The organism is Paenibacillus sp. 32352, assembly GCF_002042965.1.
GTDB lineage: Bacteria > Bacillota > Bacilli > Paenibacillales > NBRC-103111 > Paenibacillus_S > Paenibacillus_S vulneris.
This window is the reverse complement of the sequence record NZ_MZNT01000004.1, coordinates 71,304-90,642: the sequence shown is the minus strand read 5'-3', so window position 1 is coordinate 90,642 and position 19,339 is coordinate 71,304. Positions and strand designations below refer to the sequence as shown.

Here is a 19,339-nt window from a genome sequence, read left to right as displayed (position 1 = left end):
ATGCGTTTCCGTTATGCATTTCAGAAGATCGTCGATTTGAAAACGAATGAAAAGACGCAAGCGGAATGGTTATTGTCACAAGCCATCGGCAAAATGCGCGAGGAAGAGTCCAGCTTATCCGAACTGCATGCAGCCAAGGACGGAGTATATGAACAGCTTCATGAAGTATCCGCCCAAAAGGCAACGATTTCCCAAATGATGATGTTTCATCAATATGTTGAGCACATTGACCAACAAATCGAATTGAAAAATCAGGATCTCCAGGAAGCCAAACGGGTGGTCCATGTGAAGCAGGACGTTTTGGCAGGCAGGGTTCTTGAAGAAAAGGTTTGGAGTAAAGCCAAGGAAAAGGCTTATCAGCGATTTGCAATGAACGTGCTGAAGAAAGAGCAGGATCAGTTGGACGAAATGGCAACGAACCGGTTCCGGAGATTGTCATAACCCAATAACATGGAGGTGAGGATAATGTCAGATATGGATGTGGAAAATACCTCTTCGTATGGGGCTATGGAACGGTTTCTCATCTGGTTTTTGATTCCTTTTGTTTTTACGGCTGTGCTGTTGGGAGTACTGCTTACCATCTTCGATTATGATGTGATGAACAACGTGCTGCGCACAGCGAACAAAATTCCTGTCATTAGCAGCATAGTTCCGGAGCCTAAAAGCAAGACTGCAGATAACAAAGCCGCTGCCGGTTCCGCAGGGCAGGATACTGCAGCCAAGCAATCCCAGGACGATATCATTCAAGCCCTGAATGCCAAGCTGAATGAGAAGGATCAGGAGATCAGCAAAACGAACGACCTGTTGGCTCAAAAAGATCAAACGATCAAAGATCTTCAGTTGAAGAATAGTACGCTGGAGGAACAAGTAAAAAGTAAAGCGTTGACCGATGAGGAATATGCGAATCAAATTCAACAGTTAGCAACTATGTATGCCAAGATGACCCCCTCTAAGGCAGCTCCCATTATGGAGCAGCTGACCAATTCCGAGCTCGTGCTTGTATTAAGCATGATGAAGACGGACGACAGGGTGAAGGTTTTGGAGAAAATGGATCCGAAAAAAGCAGCGGATGCATCCATTCTACTTAAAGACCAGACGACGGTTAAAGACCGCGAAATCGCAGCTCTGCAGGACAGATTGAAGCAAACGGCAGTTTCGGATCCCAAAGCTGCGCAAAAAATCAGCAAGGACGATCTGGGCAGCACCTTCTCCAACATGACGCCGAAAAGTGCGGCAACGGTATTATTGGAAATGCAAAATTCCAATCCGGATAAAGTGATCTCCATTCTAAGCTCGATGGATAGTGCAGGACGTTCCAAGGTATTGACGGCAATCTCGGAAGCAAATAAAGAAACAGCGGCATTAATCTCCGCTCGACTCGTTCAATAAATAAGGAAGGGAGGTGAAAAAGAAACTATGGAAATTCAAGCTCAAATGCCAGTTACAGTAACAGGTTCCGGCACGGGTACTTCCGGTACGGGAGGGGCCGCAGCAGCAGGCACAGGGTTATCGAATTCAACTTCTGGCCAGGCATCGGGCGGATTCTCCGCTGCTTTGATCGGAATGATTGGCGGAACGCCTGCTTCGGATGGTGGGGCAGCTCAAGCTCAAGCGCCTGGATTGAATGCTTTAATCCAACAGCTTGGAAGCTTGCAGGTTGATGGTACGCAGCAGCAAGTGAGTCCAGATTCTCTTAAACAGCTCGATGCCTTAATCCAGCTGCTGGATTCTAATTCCGAGAATGCAGCTTCACTGCTGCAAAATCCGGATGTTCAAGCCTGGTTGGCCGAGATTCAGGCGATGCTGCTTCAACAGGCTCAGCCTCAAACAGCAGCTGTTCAGCCGTCGGATAGCGGAAATGACTTGGTTAGCTTGCTTGCGGTTGATCCTTCGCTCAATGACGGCGGTGACGCCGGTAAACAAAATCCAGCGCTGCAAGAGCTATTTGTTCCATTGGATATGGAAGCCGTGGCAGAAGAACAGCCGGCAGCAGCCATTGAACAACTGCTCAAGCCTATTTCCAAGCAGGAAGCCAAGGATATTCTAAATGATCTTAAGCAGCTGCTGGAATCCGGCAAGGATCAGAACGCAAGTCAAGCTAAAGCCACTGCTCAACCTATCCAGCATGTCATTAACGGTTTGAAAAACATTGTAAACCATCATAATGTGGCAGTGCAGACGGTACAGGATGCTCAAGCTCAACAATCGGCAGCAGCACCTACGGTGCAAACAAATCTAGAGTATTTGGCCGCCAAATCAACACCGTTAAAAGTGGAAGTTCCTAAAGCGACCAACGATGGGCCTTTGTTTGAACCTTTGGTTGATTTTGCGGAAGCCGGTACGGATAGTCCTGCCGTTCCAATGCATGAATTTCTTAAGCAAGTGTCCACCGGTAATCCTGTTGCCAAGGCTCCGGTTCTCCTGATGCAGGCACCGACGTTTACGGAAGAGATGAGTCAATTCGTGATGAAGTCGTTCACCGTTAATGCCATTGCCGAAGGAATTAGCGAAGCCAAGCTGTCGCTGTATCCGCAGCATCTCGGGCATGTGGACGTCAAGCTGACCATGCATAACGGGCAATTAATCGCCCAATTTGTGGCAGAGAATATGCAGGGCAAAGAAATGCTGGAAAGCCAAATGTCCCAGCTCAGAGCAACGCTTCAAAGCCAGGGGATACAGGTTGAAAAACTGGAGGTTACCCAGAGCCAATCCTTGCAATCAGGGCTGTTCCAAGAGCAAAGGCAACAGCAGCAGCAATTTGCCAAACAGCAAAAAAATAATGGCAACACGAACAAAGCGGTTTCTCTAGAAGAAGAATTAGAGGCAGAGAAAGAGTCTATGGCAGCCAAGATCTCATCCATGATGGGACGGACTTCTATCGACGTAACGGCATAAGGAAAGCAATGTGAATGTCCGGGAGGTGAAACCGTGTCGGATTCGTCCGTAAGCACTAAAAATGTATGGCCCTACTATGCAAAAACAAACGTTAGCAATGTGGCTAAGGAAAACAAAAAGAATGACCTGGGAAAAGACGAATTTTTAAAAATTTTGATCGCTCAATTGAAAAACCAGGATCCATCCCAACCATTGCAGGATAAAGAATTTATTGCTCAGATGGCTCAGTTTACATCGGTTGAACAATTGACGAATATGAGCAACGAAATGAAGCTGCTTCGACAGTCGTTAGGTTTTGCATCCGGACTCATCGGCAAATCGATTACATGGAATACGACGAACGAAAAAGGAGAAACAGTTCCGAAGACGGGAGTCGTAGAGTCAATCGTTGTTAAGGATGGCGCCCAGTTCGCTGTTGTTGGAAAAGATAAAATCGCACTGGATCAAGTCACGCAAATCGCTATACCGGAGGAGACCAAATGACCGATCGAATATCTGTCGGACAATTGTATCCAGGTAGCATAAGAACGTCCAGGCTCCAAAGAACGGAACATCAGCCGGCCCAGCCAGCGAATTCGTTTCAATCGGTATTGCAAAACCAGCTCCTTCGATTCAGTCATCATGCGGAGGAGAGGCTTCAGCAGCGCGGTATTGAGTTCAAACCCGAGCAGCTGGCCAAGATCCAATCAGCAATTGATAAAGCGGCAGCCAAAGGCGCCAAGGATTCATTGATGCTGATTAACGACACGGCTTTGATCGTCAACATCAAGAACAGAACTGTGGTCACTGCCGTCGATGGCGCTTCGATGAAGGATAACTTATTTACCCAAATCGATAGTGCAGTCATTATTTCTTAACTAACGGGCTGGACCGACAGGGGGCCCACGGTTGTGGAACGATCGAAGCAACCGGAACAACTAACCAACAATTTGGGAGGCAATGGTTCATGTTAAGATCTCTTTACTCAGGCGTTTCCGGTATGAGAGGATTTCAAACCAAGCTGGACGTCATTGGTAACAATATTGCTAACGTTAACACGATCGGATTTAAAGCGGGTCGCGTTATGTTTAAGGACATTCTCAGCCAATCCGTTGCCGGCGTAACGGCTCCTGAAGCCGGAGCCAAGGGCGGCGTTAACGCGAAGCAAATCGGTCTGGGCGTCGCTATCAGCGCTATCGATACTGTACATACGCCGGGAAGCGCGATGACTACCAATGTACCTACGGACTTGCGTATTGACGGAGACGGATTTTTTGCAGTATCACCGACCGGCTCGACTGATGACATGTTCTTAACACGCGCTGGTAACTTTACTGTTGATGCGAATCGTCAGTTGGTTACGGCCGACGGTATGTTTGTTTTGAATACTCAGGGCGGAATTATTGCGCTGGAAGCTGATGATACTGCGTTCTCCATTTCGCAAAACGGTGAAGTCATTACGACAAAAGCGGACGGTACAACCGGTGCAGCCAACGTCATTGCGGTAGCTAAGGTGCCGAATCCGGCAGGCTTGGAAAAAGTGGGCGGCAACTTATACCGTACGACCGCGAACTCCAACGTTGAAGATATCGACTTGGCCACTTCAGTTCCTAACGATCCTGCAACTGGAACAGGGGCAATTATTGCCGGACAATTGGAAATGTCCAACGTGGACCTGACGTCCGAGTTTACCGAAATGATCGTAGCTCAACGCGGATTCCAATCGAACTCCAGAATCATTACGACATCCGATGAGATTCTGCAAGAGGTTGTTAACCTCAAACGATAATTATTTAAAGGGGGGAGCGCTGCGGGGTGGTTTCACTCCCCCTAATTTTTCTATCGGAGGCTGTTTATGATTCGACTGACTCGTCTTAATGGCAAACACATAATTGTTAATGCCATCTTGATTGAAAGTATTGAAGAAACGCCGGACACCATGATTACCTTAACCACCGGCAAAAAAATAACCGTGTTGGAGCCTGTTACCGATGTCGTCCAGCTTGCGACGCAGTATATGCAGTCCATAGGATCGATTGTTGGAACCATCAAGAGTTTGGATTCGGAGGGGTTGTAGTTGTTAAAAAGTCGAATTTTCCTGTTAATCGTTGCCATCCTTATAGCTATAACCTTAATTTTAACGGCTGCTTTCATTTTGTGGAATTATATGGATAAAGCGAATCAAACCTCGCAAGACCAAGCGATTAGCTCAGCTAATCAAGTACAGAGCAAAAAGGTGTCGCCAGATGAAACCAAAGAAAACACAGTGATCATGAAAGATATTTTGACAAACCTCGCTGCGAACAACCGATTTGTAAAAGCGAGCTTTGCCTTTGAGATGGAAAATAAGAAGGCCAAGGAAGAGTTTGAGAAGCTGGATTTCAAAATGAAGGCCATTATCGTGCAAACGCTAGCCGACATGACGCCTGAGCAGGTTCAGGGAAGTAAAGGCTTCGATAATCTGACTTCGGTCCTTATGAATAAAATGAATCCACTACTATCCTCCGGTAAAATCAAACAAATTTGGATCACGGAACATGTGCTTCAATAATTGGAGGCAATAGACACTCGTACAGGAGGTGACGCTTATGGTTGATGTACTTTCACAAAATGAAATTGACGCCTTATTGGCTGCGTTATCCTCGGGTGAGATGGATGCGGAAGAACTTAAGAAGGAAGAGACGCAGAAGAAGGTCCGCGCTTATGATTTTAAAAGAGCCGTACGTTTTTCGAAGGATCATATTCGCAGCTTAACAAGAATTCATGAGAACTTTGCCCGCTATTTAACAACCTACTTCTCGGCGCAGCTCAGGACCTTCGTTCAGATTAACGTAGTGCAGGTGGAGCAGCTGCCGTATGATGAATTCATCCGTTCCATTCCGAAAATGACCATCCTCAATATCTTTGAGGCTGAGCCATTAGAAGGCAGAATGGTCCTCGAGGTCCATCCCAACGTAGCATTTGCTATGCTGGATCGTCTCTTGGGGAGGGGCTGGCACGACACCGTCAAAAATTAATGCCCTGACGGAAATAGAAACGATCGTTATGGAACGTATCTTCAGCAGAGCTTTCGAGAGTCTGCAGGAGGCGTGGAAAACGGTGGTCGACCTGTCGCCACGAATGGAAGCCTTGGAAACGAATCCGCAATTTATGCAAATTGTTTCCCCTAATGAGACGATTGCGCTGATCTCGTTAAGTACCAAAATAGGCGATACAACGGGGATGATTAACCTGTGTATTCCTCACGTCGTTATCGAGCCTATCATGCCAAGACTATCGGTTCATCATTGGTTCGTATCCCAGAAGAAAACAAGCGCACCTGAGGAAGTCATGGCCCTACAATCCAGACTTCATAGAGCTAAGCTTCCTATTATAGCGGAACTAGGCGAGTCGCAAATTTCCGTTGGAGAATTCCTGAACTTAAACGTAGGCGATGTGATTTCTTTGCAAAAGCCGGTGGATGAATTGCTGAAAATTCGTATAGGTGAAAAGCTGAAGTTTTACGGTACGCCGGGAACGACTCGTGGAAAACTGGCCTTGCAAATAACCGATATTGTCGATGAAGGAGCGGAAGAAAATGACGAATAGCAAAGATTATTTGTCTCAAGAGGAAATAGACGCATTGTTAAGACAATCCTCCGGCGGTGACAGTTCAGGCAGTCCGAGCACTACCGAGGTGTATGTGGAAGATTATTTATCGTCGCTGGAACAGGATGCGCTCGGAGAGATAGGGAATATTACTTTCGGCAGCGCAGCGACGGCTTTGTCGACGCTCTTGGGGAAAAAAGTCGATATTACAACGCCGAAAGTGTCGATTGTTGCGAAGGAAGCGTTGATAGATGAATTCCCCAAGCCGCATGTTGCAGTCCATGTCAATTATGTTGATGGCTTCCATGGCATCAATCTGTTGGTTATTAAAACGCGTGATGCTCAAGTCATCGCTGACCTCATGATGGGCGGAGAAGGCACAGTGGGCGAAGCGGATTTGACCGAAATCCATATCAGCGCCGTTCAAGAAGCGATGAATCAGATGATGGGGTCGTCTGCGACATCAATGTCAACAATATTTAACCGTTTCGTGAACATTTCACCTCCGGGCATTGATATACTAAATTTAGCGGAAGAAGGAGGAACTTCGACACTTCCTCCCGAAGATGTATTTATCAAAATCTCCTTCCGTTTGACAATCGGGGACTTAATCGACTCCACGATTATGCAGTTGCTTCCGGTACACTTCGCGAGGGATATGGTTTCAATATTGATGGGAGGGGGAGACAGCCAAGAAGAATCAGCAGCAGCATCTGCGGTAGAGCCTGCGCCAATTCCTGCACCACCGGTGCTGGAACCTGCTCCGGCCCCTGCTCCTCAACAGCAGCATGCGGCGCCGCCGGTTCAGGATCCCTATGCGCAGCCTATGTACCAGCAGCCGACTATGCAGCCGCAGCAACCGATGTACCAGCAGCCTATGGCACCGCCGCAGCAGCCTATGTACCAACAACCGCCTGCTGCATATGGCACAGGACCTGCTCGCAATGTGAATGTACAACCAGCGCAATTTTCCAACTTTACACCGATGAATCTGTCGCCTGCTGAGGATGCCAACCTGAACCTGCTTCTGGACATTCCGCTCAAGGTAACCGTAGAGCTGGGAAGAACCCACAAGGTCATTAAAGACATTCTCGAGCTCTCGCAAGGATCGATTATCGAGTTGGATAAGCTGGCCGGCGAACCTGTCGATATTTTAGTGAACAACAAGCTTATTGCTAAAGGTGAAGTTGTAGTCATAGATGAAAACTTCGGGGTTCGTGTAACAGACATTGTGAATCAGTGGGACCGCATTCAAAAATTACAATAACAAACATACTTTAGGAGGACTGTTCACCCATGGCAAACCGAATTCTAATCGTAGACGACGCAGCATTTATGAGAATGATGATCCGAGACATTTTGTCAAAGAACGGATACGAGGTAGTAGGAGAAGCAAACGATGGCGCTCAAGCCATTGAGAAATTTAAAGAATTGCGTCCTGACTTGATCACTATGGACATCACCATGCCGGAAATGGACGGAATCGCAGCTTTGAAGGAAATTAAAAAGATCGATGCTAACGCTAAAGTCATCATGTGCTCCGCGATGGGCCAACAAGCTATGGTTATCGACGCTATTCAAGCGGGAGCCAAAGATTTTATCGTAAAACCTTTCCAAGCGGACCGTGTTATCGAAGCTATCAAAAAGACGCTGGGATAATAGTACATAGGGGAGAGTCTTACAGCCGAAAGGAATGTGAAACTTGAACAGACTCTTGACCGGATTCACGTCGTTCATCATTATGGGGATCATTCAACTGGCCGGTTTCTCGAGCTTTTGTTACGGGGAACCCGGCACTCCTTCAGAGCCGTTGTCAAAAGACACACCTGATTTTGCGTATCCGGGTACGGATACGGCGAGTACGCTGTGGATGGTAGTTAAGGTTGTTTTTTTCCTTATTGTTATTATCGGAATCTTTTTTGTAATTGTGAAGTTTCTTTCTCAAAAAAATAAAACTTTGTTCGGACGGTCCCTGCGTTCGCTCGGAGGAGTACCGTTAGGACAAAACAAATCGATTCAAGTCGTTGAAATCGGACATTCTATATATATTGTCGGTGTCGGAGACAACGTCCAGCTAATCGAGAAGATCGATGATGAGGAAGAAGTTGCTTACATAACAAGCATGTTGACGAATCATGCCATCAGTACTCCTACTTTTGAATCGCTAAGCGGATGGTGGAATAAGCTTAGGAACAAACAGGAGCCTAGTGAAGGTGAAGATATAACGGCATCCTTCCAGCAAGTGTTCCATGATAAGATGCAGCACCTATCCGATCGGAAGAAGAGGGTCGATGAGCTGCTGATGGATGATAATAACAAAGATCGGTTGAATGATAAACCATGAAATATAAAGCATTGGCATTTACTATCATGACCTTGTTGGCCGTTACCGTTATGTGGTCTTCCCAGGCTTATGCGGCAGATCCGATTCCGGGAATCAATATTGATATTGGGAGCTCCAACAGCAGTTCGGGGGCTTCCAATACCATCAATATCATTTTGCTGCTGACGGTACTGAGTATAGCGCCTGCAATTCTTATTCTAATGACCAGCTTCACAAGAATTATTATCGTGCTCGGCTTCGTTCGAACATCGCTTGGAACGCAGCAAATGCCTCCCAACCAGGTGCTTGTGGGCTTGGCCTTGTTTCTGACCTTTTTCATTATGGCGCCGACGCTCGGCGATGTGAATCAGAATGCATTACAGCCGTACATGAAGGGAGAAATCTCGCAAACCGCCGCATTGGATAAAGCGTCTGTAGCTATGAAAAAATTTATGTTTCAATATACGAGACAAAAGGATTTGAAGCTGTTTCTGGATTATTCCAAGGCAGCGCCGCCTACCGGAGTAGAGGATACTCCATTAACAGCATTGGTTCCCGCCTATGCCATAAGCGAGCTGAAGACGGCGTTTCAGATGGGCTTTATGATCTTTATCCCGTTTTTGGTTATTGACATGGTCGTATCAAGTACTTTGATGGCCATGGGGATGATGATGCTGCCGCCGGTCATGATCTCGCTGCCGTTTAAAATCTTGCTCTTCATCTTGGTTGATGGCTGGTATCTTGTTGTAAGGTCCTTGCTGATTAGCTACAATACATGATCACTACATTCGGCCGTGCAGGAGGAAAAGTAACGTGAGTTCCGAGTTTGTCATTCGATTGGCCGGTGAGGCTGTGTATACGGTCTTGAAAGCCAGTGCCCCCATGCTGTTAATCGGTTTGGTCGTAGGTTTGATCATCAGTATTTTTCAGGCAACCACACAAATTCAAGAGCAGACGCTGGCTTTCGTACCGAAAATCGTTGCGGTGCTGGTATCATTTTTGATTTTTGGACCTTGGATTCTTACAACGCTGGTTGATTTTACTTATAACCTGTTGAATAACTTATATAAATTTATCGGCTAGGCTGTGAGTAAATGGAATGGGTGACACAGTATTTACCTGGTTTTCTGCTCTATTTTTGTCGTATTGCCTCGTTTTTTGTCGTGGTACCTATCTTTTCGGCCAGGAACGTACCACAGCATTTTAAGATCGGAATTGCTTTTTTCATAGCATTGATGGCTTACACCCTATTTGGGATGAAAGATCCGGCAACCTTTGACTCTCTATACTTGCTTTCTGTGATTAGAGAGATCTTAGTCGGTCTTTTATTAGGATTTATCGCTTATATGTTCTTTCAGATCCTTTTAATAGCCGGAGCCTTCATCGATATTCAGATGGGATTCGGTATTGCTAACGTGATCGATCCTATGACGGGCGCGCAAAGCCCAGTTATGGGGAATCTGAAATATATGATAGCGATTTTGCTGTTCCTGTCCTTTAACGGTCATCATTTGCTGCTAAAAGCGATTATGGAGAGCTATGACTGGATTCCGCTGTCTAACCCACTATTTGCCAAAATGTACAGCGGCGATATAGCCAAATTCATGGTTCAGACGTTCAGCAGCGTGTTCAGCATCAGCTTTCAAATGGCGGCACCGCTAGTGGTATCCATCTTTCTTACGGATGTGGGACTTGGGTTTCTGGCAAGGGTAGCTCCCCAGTTCAATATTTTTGTTGTGGGGATGCCGATCAAGATCACCGTTGGCTTTATCTTGTTAGCCCTGCTGTTCCCGGCCTATCGTTACGTATATACGGATATGTTTACTTCGATGCTGGATTCCATACAAAAATTCATTGGTTTGCTTTCAGGATAATCGGGAGGACTGGAACGACTTGGAAACTTTTCGTTTGAAGCTGGATTTACAAATGTTTTCCCAAGAAAAAACGGAGCCGGCCACCCCGAAAAAGCGGCAGGAATCCAAGCAAAAAGGGCAAGTTGCCAAAAGCATGGAATTGCCTGCTGCATTTATTTTGTTCTTTGCCTTTCTTTCCTTTTATCTATTTGGCGGTTATATGAAAGAGCAGCTTGTGCATGTGTTCCGCTCCATCTTCTATGACTACTTGACGTGGGACATCACGATGGAGAATGTCTGGGTTCTGTTCAGGCAGCTGTTTATGCAGAGTATGCTGATCATTATTCCCATTTTGTTGGTTTCGGTAGTCATTGCGATTTTTACGAACTACTTGCAAGTCGGCTTTTTGTTAACCGGAGAGCCGCTGATGATGAAATTAAACAAAATTAATCCGATTGAAGGCGCCAAACGTTTGTTCGCTCTGCGGGCCCTGGTCGACTTCGTGAAATCGATCCTGAAAATGTCGATCATCGGATATGTTGTCTACTCTACGTTATGGGCGGAAAAAGGCCAGTTGATGGATTTGGCAAGACTGCCATTGGAAAATGTCATCTTGTTTACTTCTTCCGTTACCTTGAAATTGGGCATCAAAATCGGGCTGGTTCTCATCGTGCTGGCTCTGCTCGATTATATGTATCAGAAGTACGAATTTGAAAAAAGCATCCGCATGTCCAAGCAAGACATTAAGGATGAGTACAAGAAAACCGAGGGTGACCCATTAATTAAAGGGAAGATTCGTGAAAAGCAAAGAAGAATGGCGCTGCAGCGTATGATGCAGGATGTTCCCAAAGCAGACGTCATTATTACGAACCCGACTCACTTTGCGGTAGCGCTGCGCTACGATGCCAAAAATATGCAAGCCCCTACAGTCATAGCGAAAGGAACGGATTACATCGCATTAAAAATTAAACAAGTGGCTAAGGAGCATCAAATTATTACGATGGAAAATAAGCCTTTGGCCAGAGCGCTGTATGCTCAGGTAGAAATCGGAGAAAGCATTCCAGCGGATTTATTCCAGGCTGTGGCCGAAGTATTAGCATATGTGTATAAGGTTAAAGGCAAGGCTAATTAATGGAGGAAAGGAGGGCATCTGCAATGAAAGTGAAAGATTTGGTCGTATTGATTGGCATCATCGGTATCATCCTTATGATGGTTGTACCTGTTCCCATATGGTTGTTAGATGTCCTGCTGATCATTAACATCTCGATTGCGCTAATGATTATTCTGGTAGGAATGAATACTCGGGACGCGCTGCAGTTTTCAATTTTTCCTTCTTTACTGCTCATTACCACGCTGTTCCGATTGGCGTTGAACGTCTCGACAACCCGTAATATTCTTGCGAATGCCGAGGCCGGTAATGTGGTCAAAACCTTTGGTTCCTTCGTTGCCCAAGGGAACATCGTTGTAGGCTTCGTCGTATTTATCATCCTTGTGCTTGTCCAGTTTATCGTTATTACCAAAGGTTCTGAGCGCGTTGCCGAGGTAGCTGCACGTTTTACCCTGGATGCAATGCCCGGTAAGCAAATGAGTATCGACGCGGATTTGAACGCCGGCTTGATCAACGAACAGCAAGCCAAGGAACGCCGTGAGAAGATCTCCCGCGAGGCGGATTTTTACGGAGCGATGGATGGTGCCAGTAAATTTGTCAAAGGGGATGCGATCGCGGGGATCATCATTCTGATCATTAACATCCTGGGCGGACTGATCATAGGGATGACTATGAAAGGGATGGATATCAAGGAAGCCGGATCCATCTATTCGATCTTAACGATCGGGGACGGGCTGGTCAGTCAGATCCCGGCCTTGCTTATCTCCACCGCAGCGGGTCTGATCGTTACTCGCGCGTCATCTGAAGGAAACCTGGCCCATGATCTGACTACACAGATCTTGTCGTATCCAAAGCTGTTGTATATCGTTGCCGGAACGATTACTTTGCTCGGTATTTTTACACCGATCCACTTGTGGACTACATTGCCGATTGCTGCACTTCTTGCCTTTGCCGCCACCAAAATGCAGCGCAATTTGGAGATGAAGCAGGCACAGGAGGATCAGTTGGTCGAGGAACAGCAGATCGAAGAGGTGCGCAGTCCCGAAAGTGTTATCAGCTTGCTACAGGTTGATCCCATTGAATTCGAGTTTGGCTACGGGCTAATCCCGCTTGCAGACACGCAGCAAGGCGGAGACCTGCTGGACCGTATCATATTGATTCGAAGACAGTGTGCCTTGGAATTGGGACTTGTCGTTCCCGTGATCCGGATTCGCGACAATATTCAATTAAAGCCTAATGAATATGTGATCAAAATTAAAGGTAACACCGTTGCTCGAGGAGAGCTGCTGCTTAATCACTACCTGGCTATGAGCCCGGGGATTGATGATGATTCCATCACCGGTATCGAGACGCTCGAGCCTGCTTTCGGCTTGCCGGCCTTATGGATCGACGAAGTCATGAAGGAACGTGCCGAGCTGTCGGGCTATACCGTGGTTGACCCTCCTTCGGTAGTAGCGACGCATCTGACGGAAGTGATTAAGAAGCATGCGCACGAGCTTCTGGGACGTCAGGAAACCAAAGCGCTTATCGAGAATGTCAGAGAAAGCTATTCGGCTCTCGTGGACGATTTAATTCCGAATGTATTGTCCATCGGGGACGTACAAAAGGTACTGGTCAAGCTGCTTCGTGAAAAAATCTCCATTCGCGACCTGGTCACGATTCTGGAAACCTTGGCCGATTACGGTACTTATACGAAAGACCCTGAAATCTTGACAGAATATGTAAGACAGTCTCTCTCAAGACAAATTACACAGCAATATGCAACAGGAAGCGATTCCTTGAAGGTGATTACTGTAGGGCCTTCCTTGGAGAAAAAAATTGCCGAGTCCGTTCAGCAATCCGATCAAGGAAGTTACTTGGCGCTCGACCCATCCTCCACTCAAATGATCTATCAACGAATGACGGATCAAGTGACAAGACTTATTCAGGCGGGTCAACAGCCTATCGTTTTGACCTCACCAACGATCCGAATGTATTTAAGACAGCTGCTTGAAAGAACAATGCAGGACATTCCAGTATTGTCCTACAGCGAACTCGAGCCTAACGTAGAAATTCAAAGCATGGGGGTCGTTAATCTATGAGAGTGAAACGTTATGTTGTGGATTCGATGCCGGATGCGCTGCAAAAGATACGGACTGACCTCGGCAAGGACGCTGTCATACTGAACACCAAAGAAATTCGCTCCGGCGGATTTCTAGGCATGTTCTCCAAAAAAAAGATTGAAGTCATAGCAGCGACGGATTCTGCGGCGGCAGCCGCCGCACCGTCTATCTCCAAAGGATCGGGACAGCCTGTCGTGCCGCTTTCGAAGCCGGCAGCTCCGATAATTACGGAGAAGATCACTTATACTAGACCGACACCCTTGAAAATGAATACTGAGCCCGATGTAAACGAGAGCTTGTCCTTTCCGGAGGTTCCGGATGTGCTTGTACCCGAGCAGCGGCATGAAACGAAGCCGGTTCATCAGCCTGCCGTTCAACAACCCGTACAAATGCATGCGCCGCACTCCAGAGATGATGTACTGCTTCAGGAAATCAAGCAGATGAAGCAGTATATGCAGCAATTATCCGTTCACGGAACCCAGGGGGTACCGATGGATCCGGTTCTTGAGCAAATGCAGCAGCGCTTGCTGGAGCAGGAGATCGATCCGGAGCTTGTGGAGCAGCTGATGACTAGAGCGGCTGAAGAAGCATCTGCTGACGGGAGCCCTATTACGGAAAGAGAGGTTCGCCGTTCCCTGGAAAGACAGCTGCATGAATTATTCGTACAGGGTACGAACAAACGGCTGGACCCCGAAACGAAGGTCGCTCACTTTGTAGGCCCTACGGGTGTAGGGAAAACAACAACGATAGCCAAACTGGCAGCGGAGCAAGTATTGAAATACCATCGCAAAGTTGGTTTTATTACATCCGACACGTACCGGATAGCTGCAGTAGAGCAATTGAAGACATACGGTACTATTCTTAATGTTCCTTTGGAAGTTGTCTTTTCTCCGCAGGATTTGCCGAGAGCTTTTGAACAAATGAAGGATCGCGATATCATTTTCATGGATACGGCGGGCCGCAATTTCCGCAATGAAATGTATGTTTCGGAGCTTAACGCCCTGCTGCAAACAGAAGGGAAAAGTGAAACGTTTCTTGTACTCAGCTTGACAACCAAGTATAAAGACATGAAGGCTATAGCCGACAACTTTACCAAATTCAAGCTGGACAAGCTATTGTTAACCAAAATGGACGAAACGGAGACTTACGGGTCCATTATTAATCTCGCACATGAGTTTCAGCTGCAGATGTCCTACGTGACTCACGGTCAAAGCGTTCCCGAGGATATAACGGAACTGGATGAGCAGCGGATCATTGATCTGGTGCTGGGGGGCGTCCCGTATGAATGATCAGGCTCAAGGGCTCCGGAATCTTATCCTTAAGCAGCATCAGCAGAAGCATCGAGAAGCTATCGCTACCCGTATACTGACGGTTACAAGCGGGAAAGGCGGGGTCGGCAAATCGAATTTCACGCTGAATTTTGCGCTAACTCTACAGAAAAAAGGATACAAGGTTCTCGTCTTTGACGCTGACATCGGCCTGGCGAACATTGACGTATTGATGGGTGTCACAGCCAAACACAGCCTCTACCACTTATTAACGAGAGAAAAAACGATTTGGGATATCATTGAGCAGGGGCCGTACGGTCTGCAATTTATCGCAGGGGGCTCCGGCTTTCAGGATCTTATCCGCTTGACGGAGCAGCAGCTTGATTATTTCGCAGAACAAGTGATGCAGCTCAATGGTACGGTTGATTTTATTATTTTTGATACGGGAGCGGGCTTGTCCAAAGAAACCTTGAAATTTATTTTGTCGGCAGAAGAAACGATCGTTGTTACAACACCGGAACCTACGTCTATTACGGACGCCTATGCCATTATCAAAATGGTCCATTCGATGGAACCGTCGGTTCCATTCAAATTGGTAGTGAACCGCGTAGCTGATTGGAAGGAAGGAAGGCAGACAGCGGATAAGATCAGCATGGTGGCAAAGCAGTTTCTAAAACTGGATATCCCAGCCATCGGTTATGTGTATGACGATAACAGCGTATCCAAAGCTGTCAAGAAGCAGGTTCCTTTTACGATACAATATCCTTCCTGTGCTGCATCGCAATCCATCAGCAGATTGGCAGATGATTATATCTCCAGGCAATTGCCGTCAGCGCAGCAAGAGGGTGCTGTAAAAAGCTTTATGTCAAAAATGATGAAATATTTGAGACAGTAGCACATCCTCTAACCAACAAATCAGACAATCTGCGGGGAGGAGTAACTTCTTATGAAAACCTATAACGTACTTGTAGTCGACGATTCGATTTTTATGAGAAAAATCATTACGGATCTCATCTCGGAGGATCCTCAGTTCCAGGTTGTGGCGACTGCCAAGAACGGCTTAGAGGCAGTGGAATTGGTGAAGATGCATAAGCCGGATGCCGTTACTTTGGACATTGAAATGCCGGTGATGAACGGTCTCGATGCCTTAAAGAAAATTATGTCGGAGCATCCGACGCCGGTCATTATGTTAAGCAGCTTGACACAAGAAGGGGCAAGGGAAACGATAATTGCTCTTGAAAGAGGAGCCGTCGATTTTGTCGGCAAGCCTTCGGGCTCTATATCGCTTGATCTTCATAAAGTGAAAGCTTCACTGCTTGAAAAGCTGCACATTGCCGTGAAGACCAATGCGGCTAAGTTCGCAGTCAATCCTCTCAGGACAACTATTTTTGACAAACTCAAGGCAGCGAAGGAGCTTATTGCGAAGCAGGAAACGGCTGCTGCCGTAGAGCCTCCTAAGCCTCAATCGCAGATTTCCTCAACGTCTGCACAAGTAACGCAGCTGGTTGCCATAGGGACTTCAACCGGTGGTCCCCGCGCGCTGCACCAGGTCATCTCTAGTATACCAGCTGACTTTCCGGCGCCGGTCGTTATCGTTCAGCATATGCCTCCGAACTTCACCAAATCGTTGGCTCAAAGACTGGATTCCATCTCTGAGCTGCATGTGGTGGAAGCGGAGAATGGCATGGCCTTAACCAACGGATGGGCCTATATCGCTCCAGGCGGTTATCATATGATGGTTGCCCGCAATGGTCCGGGAATGTACAGGATTTATTTAAGCAAGGAAGATCCGAGAAACGGGCATCGCCCTTCAGTGGATGTATTGTTCGAATCGCTTCTGCCATTAAAGGAATTGAAGCGTCATGCTGTAATCATGACAGGAATGGGATCGGATGGAGCCAAAGGCATGCTGTCTTTAAAACAGGCGGGAGCCGTAACCACGATTGCTGAGTCGGAAGAAACCTGCATTGTCTATGGCATGCCCCGGGCTGCGGTAGAGCTTCAATGCGTTACACATATATTGCCTCAACAGGAAATAGCCCATCAGTTAACCCAGGCCGTAATTCGCTAGCCTTGGTTCCATGGGTGTACATATAGGGTTGGACTAAATTGACGGAGGTGTGTGGTTATGGAATTAAATCAATACTTATCGATGTTTATTGATGAATCCAGAGAACATCTGCAGGCTATGAACGACAATTTGCTGAGCTTGGAAGCAAGCCCCGAGGATGTAAGCATTGTACATAACATTTTTCGTTCGGCCCATACGCTTAAAGGGATGTCGGCAACGATGGGCTTCGAGGACTTGGCGTCCTTGACCCATGAAATGGAGAACGTTTTGGACTTGGTCCGCAATCATAAGTTAAAGATGGATTCGTTCATTTTTGATTGCACCTTCAAAAGCCTGGATGCTTTGGAAGCCATGGTTGAGGATATTATCCAAGGCGGTACAGGCAAGCTCGATGTACAACAGATTGTGGCGTCCCTTAAATCGATCGTCAGCGGTGATTATCTCAAATCCGGATCAGCCTCCGCTTCGGCCGCAGCCAAGCCGGATTCTTCGTCACAAGAACCGGCGCTTGATGAATTTCAATTATCTATTATCCAGCAATCGATAGAAGCCGGATTATCTGTATGTCATGTTGAAGTATCCGTACGGGAGGACTGCGTTCTTAAAGCGGCGCGTGCCTATATGGTGTTCAACATTTTGGAACAGAACGGGGAAGTCATCAAATGCACTCCGTCCGTTGAAGACATTGAACAGGAGCGATTCGATAATTCCTTCTCCGTATTTTTTATTTCCCATATTGATAGGGATAGCCTCGAAAAGCAGGTGGCAAGCGTCTCGGAAATCGAGAAGGCAGCCGTTACCCTATTGGACCAAGCCAAGCTGGATGAACTGATGAAGCCGCCTGCGGTACAGCAAGCGCAATTGGAGGTTGCGGCTGCGTCTGCAACGGCAGAGCCGTCAGCTTCTCCGGCTGCGGCAGCACCTGCAGACACCAAGAAGCGTCCTGCGGCAGCCAATGCTCCGGTAGCGAACAGAACCATTCGCGTGGATATCGAACGACTGGATACGTTAATGAATTTATTCAGCGAGCTTCTGATCGACCGCGTTCGTTTGGAGCAGCTGGCGAGCGAAGTCAAGAGAAGTGATTTGACCGAGACCGTAGAGCATATGAGCCGGGTAAGCAGCGATTTGCAAAATATTGTTTTGAAGCTTCGCATGGTTCCCATTGATACGGTGTTCAACCGTTTCCCCCGCATGATTCGCGATGTGGCCAAAACCTTGGACAAAAAAGTGGACCTCATCATTACAGGGGCAGAAACCGAGCTGGATCGTACCGTGATTGATGAAATCGGCGATCCGTTGGTTCACTTGCTGAGAAACTCCGTAGACCACGGCGTTGAGCCGGTCAGTGACCGGATTAGTGCCGGCAAGCCGGAAACAGGGACCATTAACCTGCGTGCATTCCACAGCGGCAATCATGTCTTTATTGAAATCGAGGATGACGGCCGTGGGATAAACCGCGAGAAAGTGTTGAGCATTGCGGTTAAAAACGGCGTCATTCCGCAAGAACAAGCGGCGAAAATGACGGACGAAGAAGTCTACATGCTTTTGTTTGCATCGGGCTTCAGTACCGCGGATAAAATCTCTGATATTTCCGGACGCGGAGTAGGATTGGACGTTGTTAAGACCAAGATTGAGAGCTTGGGAGGAACCGTTCAGGTTGAATCCAAGTGGGGCAAAGGCTCCAAGTTCTCTGTACAGCTGCCGCTTACTTTATCCATCATCTCTGCCATGCTGATCCGCCTGAGCGAAGAGAAGTATGCCATACCGTTGTCTTCGATTGTTGAAACGGCTGCTATCAAGCAGGATCAAATCCGCATCGTACACGGCAATAAAATGATTAATTACCGCAACAGCGTGATTCCGTTAGTTTCCCTGGGTAAGCTGTTCGATGTTCCTAACACAGCGGACGTAAAGGAAGGCGAAACGCAAATTGTCGTGATCCGCAAAGGGGAGAAGCTTGCTGCACTTATTGTCGACGAATTCATCGGGCAGCAGGAAATAGTTTTGAAATCACTGGGAAAATATTTGACGAATTTGTTCGCCATTTCCGGAGCTACGATTCTTGGAGACGGTCAAGTGGCACTTATTATAGATACTAATGCATTAATCAAGTAATCATCCGTCACAGCGATGCTTAGTACGTTATACA

The 19,339-nt window shown here is 47.0% G+C and carries 20 protein-coding genes and 1 pseudogene; all 21 read left to right on the top strand.

Annotation, left to right across the window (positions count from 1 at the left end; all coding sequences use genetic code 11):
• The 21 genes and pseudogenes from fliJ (at position 1) to B1728_RS10905 (ending at position 19,305) form a co-directional block, all read left to right on the top strand.
• Positions 1–441 (top strand): flagellar export protein FliJ, encoded by a 441-nt coding sequence (gene fliJ, locus B1728_RS11005; RefSeq protein WP_079910266.1) that lies wholly within the window; start codon positions 1–3, stop codon positions 439–441.
• A 24-nt stretch (positions 442–465) separates the two neighbouring features.
• Positions 466–1,389, top strand: coding sequence for a MotE family protein (locus tag B1728_RS11000; protein ID WP_079910265.1), 924 nt, complete (start codon positions 466–468; stop codon positions 1,387–1,389).
• A 27-nt stretch (positions 1,390–1,416) separates the two neighbouring features.
• Positions 1,417–2,895, top strand: coding sequence for a flagellar hook-length control protein FliK (locus tag B1728_RS10995; protein WP_079910264.1), 1,479 nt, complete (start codon positions 1,417–1,419; stop codon positions 2,893–2,895).
• A 33-nt stretch (positions 2,896–2,928) separates the two neighbouring features.
• Complete coding sequence (locus B1728_RS10990) at positions 2,929–3,378, top strand: flagellar hook capping FlgD N-terminal domain-containing protein (RefSeq protein ID WP_079910263.1); 450 nt, start codon at positions 2,929–2,931, stop codon at positions 3,376–3,378.
• Positions 3,375–3,752, top strand: coding sequence for a TIGR02530 family flagellar biosynthesis protein (locus B1728_RS10985; protein WP_079910262.1), 378 nt, complete (start codon positions 3,375–3,377; stop codon positions 3,750–3,752). Before B1728_RS10990 ends, B1728_RS10985 begins: the two co-directional genes overlap by 4 nt.
• An 89-nt stretch (positions 3,753–3,841) precedes the next feature.
• Positions 3,842–4,663, top strand: a complete 822-nt coding sequence (flgG, locus tag B1728_RS10980) for a flagellar basal body rod protein FlgG (RefSeq protein ID WP_079910261.1) — start codon at positions 3,842–3,844, stop codon at positions 4,661–4,663.
• 66 nt (positions 4,664–4,729) lie between these two features.
• Complete coding sequence (locus B1728_RS10975; protein ID WP_079910260.1) at positions 4,730–4,951, top strand: flagellar FlbD family protein; 222 nt, start codon at positions 4,730–4,732, stop codon at positions 4,949–4,951.
• Positions 4,952–5,425, top strand: a complete 474-nt coding sequence (locus B1728_RS10970) for a flagellar basal body-associated FliL family protein (protein ID WP_079910259.1) — start codon at positions 4,952–4,954, stop codon at positions 5,423–5,425.
• A gap of 37 nt (positions 5,426–5,462) precedes the next feature.
• Positions 5,463–6,462, top strand: a pseudogene (fliM, locus tag B1728_RS10965) (flagellar motor switch protein FliM).
• Positions 6,452–7,729, top strand: coding sequence for a flagellar motor switch phosphatase FliY (gene fliY / locus B1728_RS10960; RefSeq protein ID WP_079910258.1), 1,278 nt, complete (start codon positions 6,452–6,454; stop codon positions 7,727–7,729). The pseudogene fliM and the gene fliY overlap by 11 nt, the downstream one beginning before the upstream one ends.
• Positions 7,730–7,758: 29 nt before the next feature.
• Positions 7,759–8,121 (top strand): response regulator, encoded by a 363-nt coding sequence (locus B1728_RS10955; protein WP_028550434.1) that lies wholly within the window; start codon positions 7,759–7,761, stop codon positions 8,119–8,121.
• A gap of 43 nt (positions 8,122–8,164) precedes the next feature.
• Positions 8,165–8,806, top strand: a complete 642-nt coding sequence (locus tag B1728_RS10950; protein ID WP_256865330.1) for a flagellar biosynthetic protein FliO — start codon at positions 8,165–8,167, stop codon at positions 8,804–8,806.
• 26 nt (positions 8,807–8,832) lie between these two features.
• Positions 8,833–9,564 (top strand): flagellar type III secretion system pore protein FliP, encoded by a 732-nt coding sequence (gene fliP, locus B1728_RS10945; protein WP_377739254.1) that lies wholly within the window; start codon positions 8,833–8,835, stop codon positions 9,562–9,564.
• Positions 9,565–9,598: 34 nt separating this feature from the next.
• Complete coding sequence (gene fliQ / locus B1728_RS10940; protein ID WP_079910256.1) at positions 9,599–9,868, top strand: flagellar biosynthesis protein FliQ; 270 nt, start codon at positions 9,599–9,601, stop codon at positions 9,866–9,868.
• Positions 9,869–9,879: 11 nt separating this feature from the next.
• Positions 9,880–10,659 carry a flagellar biosynthetic protein FliR gene (fliR, locus tag B1728_RS10935; protein ID WP_079910255.1) on the top strand — a complete coding sequence of 260 codons (780 nt, stop codon included), beginning with the start codon at positions 9,880–9,882 and terminating at the stop codon, positions 10,657–10,659.
• 19 nt (positions 10,660–10,678) lie between these two features.
• On the top strand, positions 10,679–11,770 hold the full coding sequence (gene flhB, locus B1728_RS10930; protein ID WP_144027838.1) for a flagellar biosynthesis protein FlhB: 1,092 nt from the start codon (positions 10,679–10,681) through the stop codon (positions 11,768–11,770).
• 23 nt (positions 11,771–11,793) lie between these two features.
• Positions 11,794–13,827 carry a flagellar biosynthesis protein FlhA gene (flhA, locus tag B1728_RS10925; protein WP_079910254.1) on the top strand — a complete coding sequence of 678 codons (2,034 nt, stop codon included), beginning with the start codon at positions 11,794–11,796 and terminating at the stop codon, positions 13,825–13,827.
• Positions 13,824–15,137 carry a flagellar biosynthesis GTPase FlhF gene (gene flhF, locus B1728_RS10920; RefSeq protein ID WP_079910253.1) on the top strand — a complete coding sequence of 438 codons (1,314 nt, stop codon included), beginning with the start codon at positions 13,824–13,826 and terminating at the stop codon, positions 15,135–15,137. Before flhA ends, flhF begins: the two co-directional genes overlap by 4 nt.
• The gene (locus tag B1728_RS10915) at positions 15,130–16,011 is read left to right on the top strand and encodes a MinD/ParA family protein (protein WP_079910252.1); all 882 of its coding nucleotides are present in this window, start codon (positions 15,130–15,132) and stop codon (positions 16,009–16,011) included. Before flhF ends, B1728_RS10915 begins: the two co-directional genes overlap by 8 nt.
• Before the next feature lie 51 nt (positions 16,012–16,062).
• Positions 16,063–17,187 (top strand): protein-glutamate methylesterase/protein-glutamine glutaminase, encoded by a 1,125-nt coding sequence (locus B1728_RS10910; RefSeq protein ID WP_079910251.1) that lies wholly within the window; start codon positions 16,063–16,065, stop codon positions 17,185–17,187.
• Between the two features lie 57 nt (positions 17,188–17,244).
• The gene (locus tag B1728_RS10905) at positions 17,245–19,305 is read left to right on the top strand and encodes a chemotaxis protein CheA (RefSeq protein WP_079910250.1); all 2,061 of its coding nucleotides are present in this window, start codon (positions 17,245–17,247) and stop codon (positions 19,303–19,305) included.
• Positions 19,306–19,339: the final 34 nt, after the last annotated feature.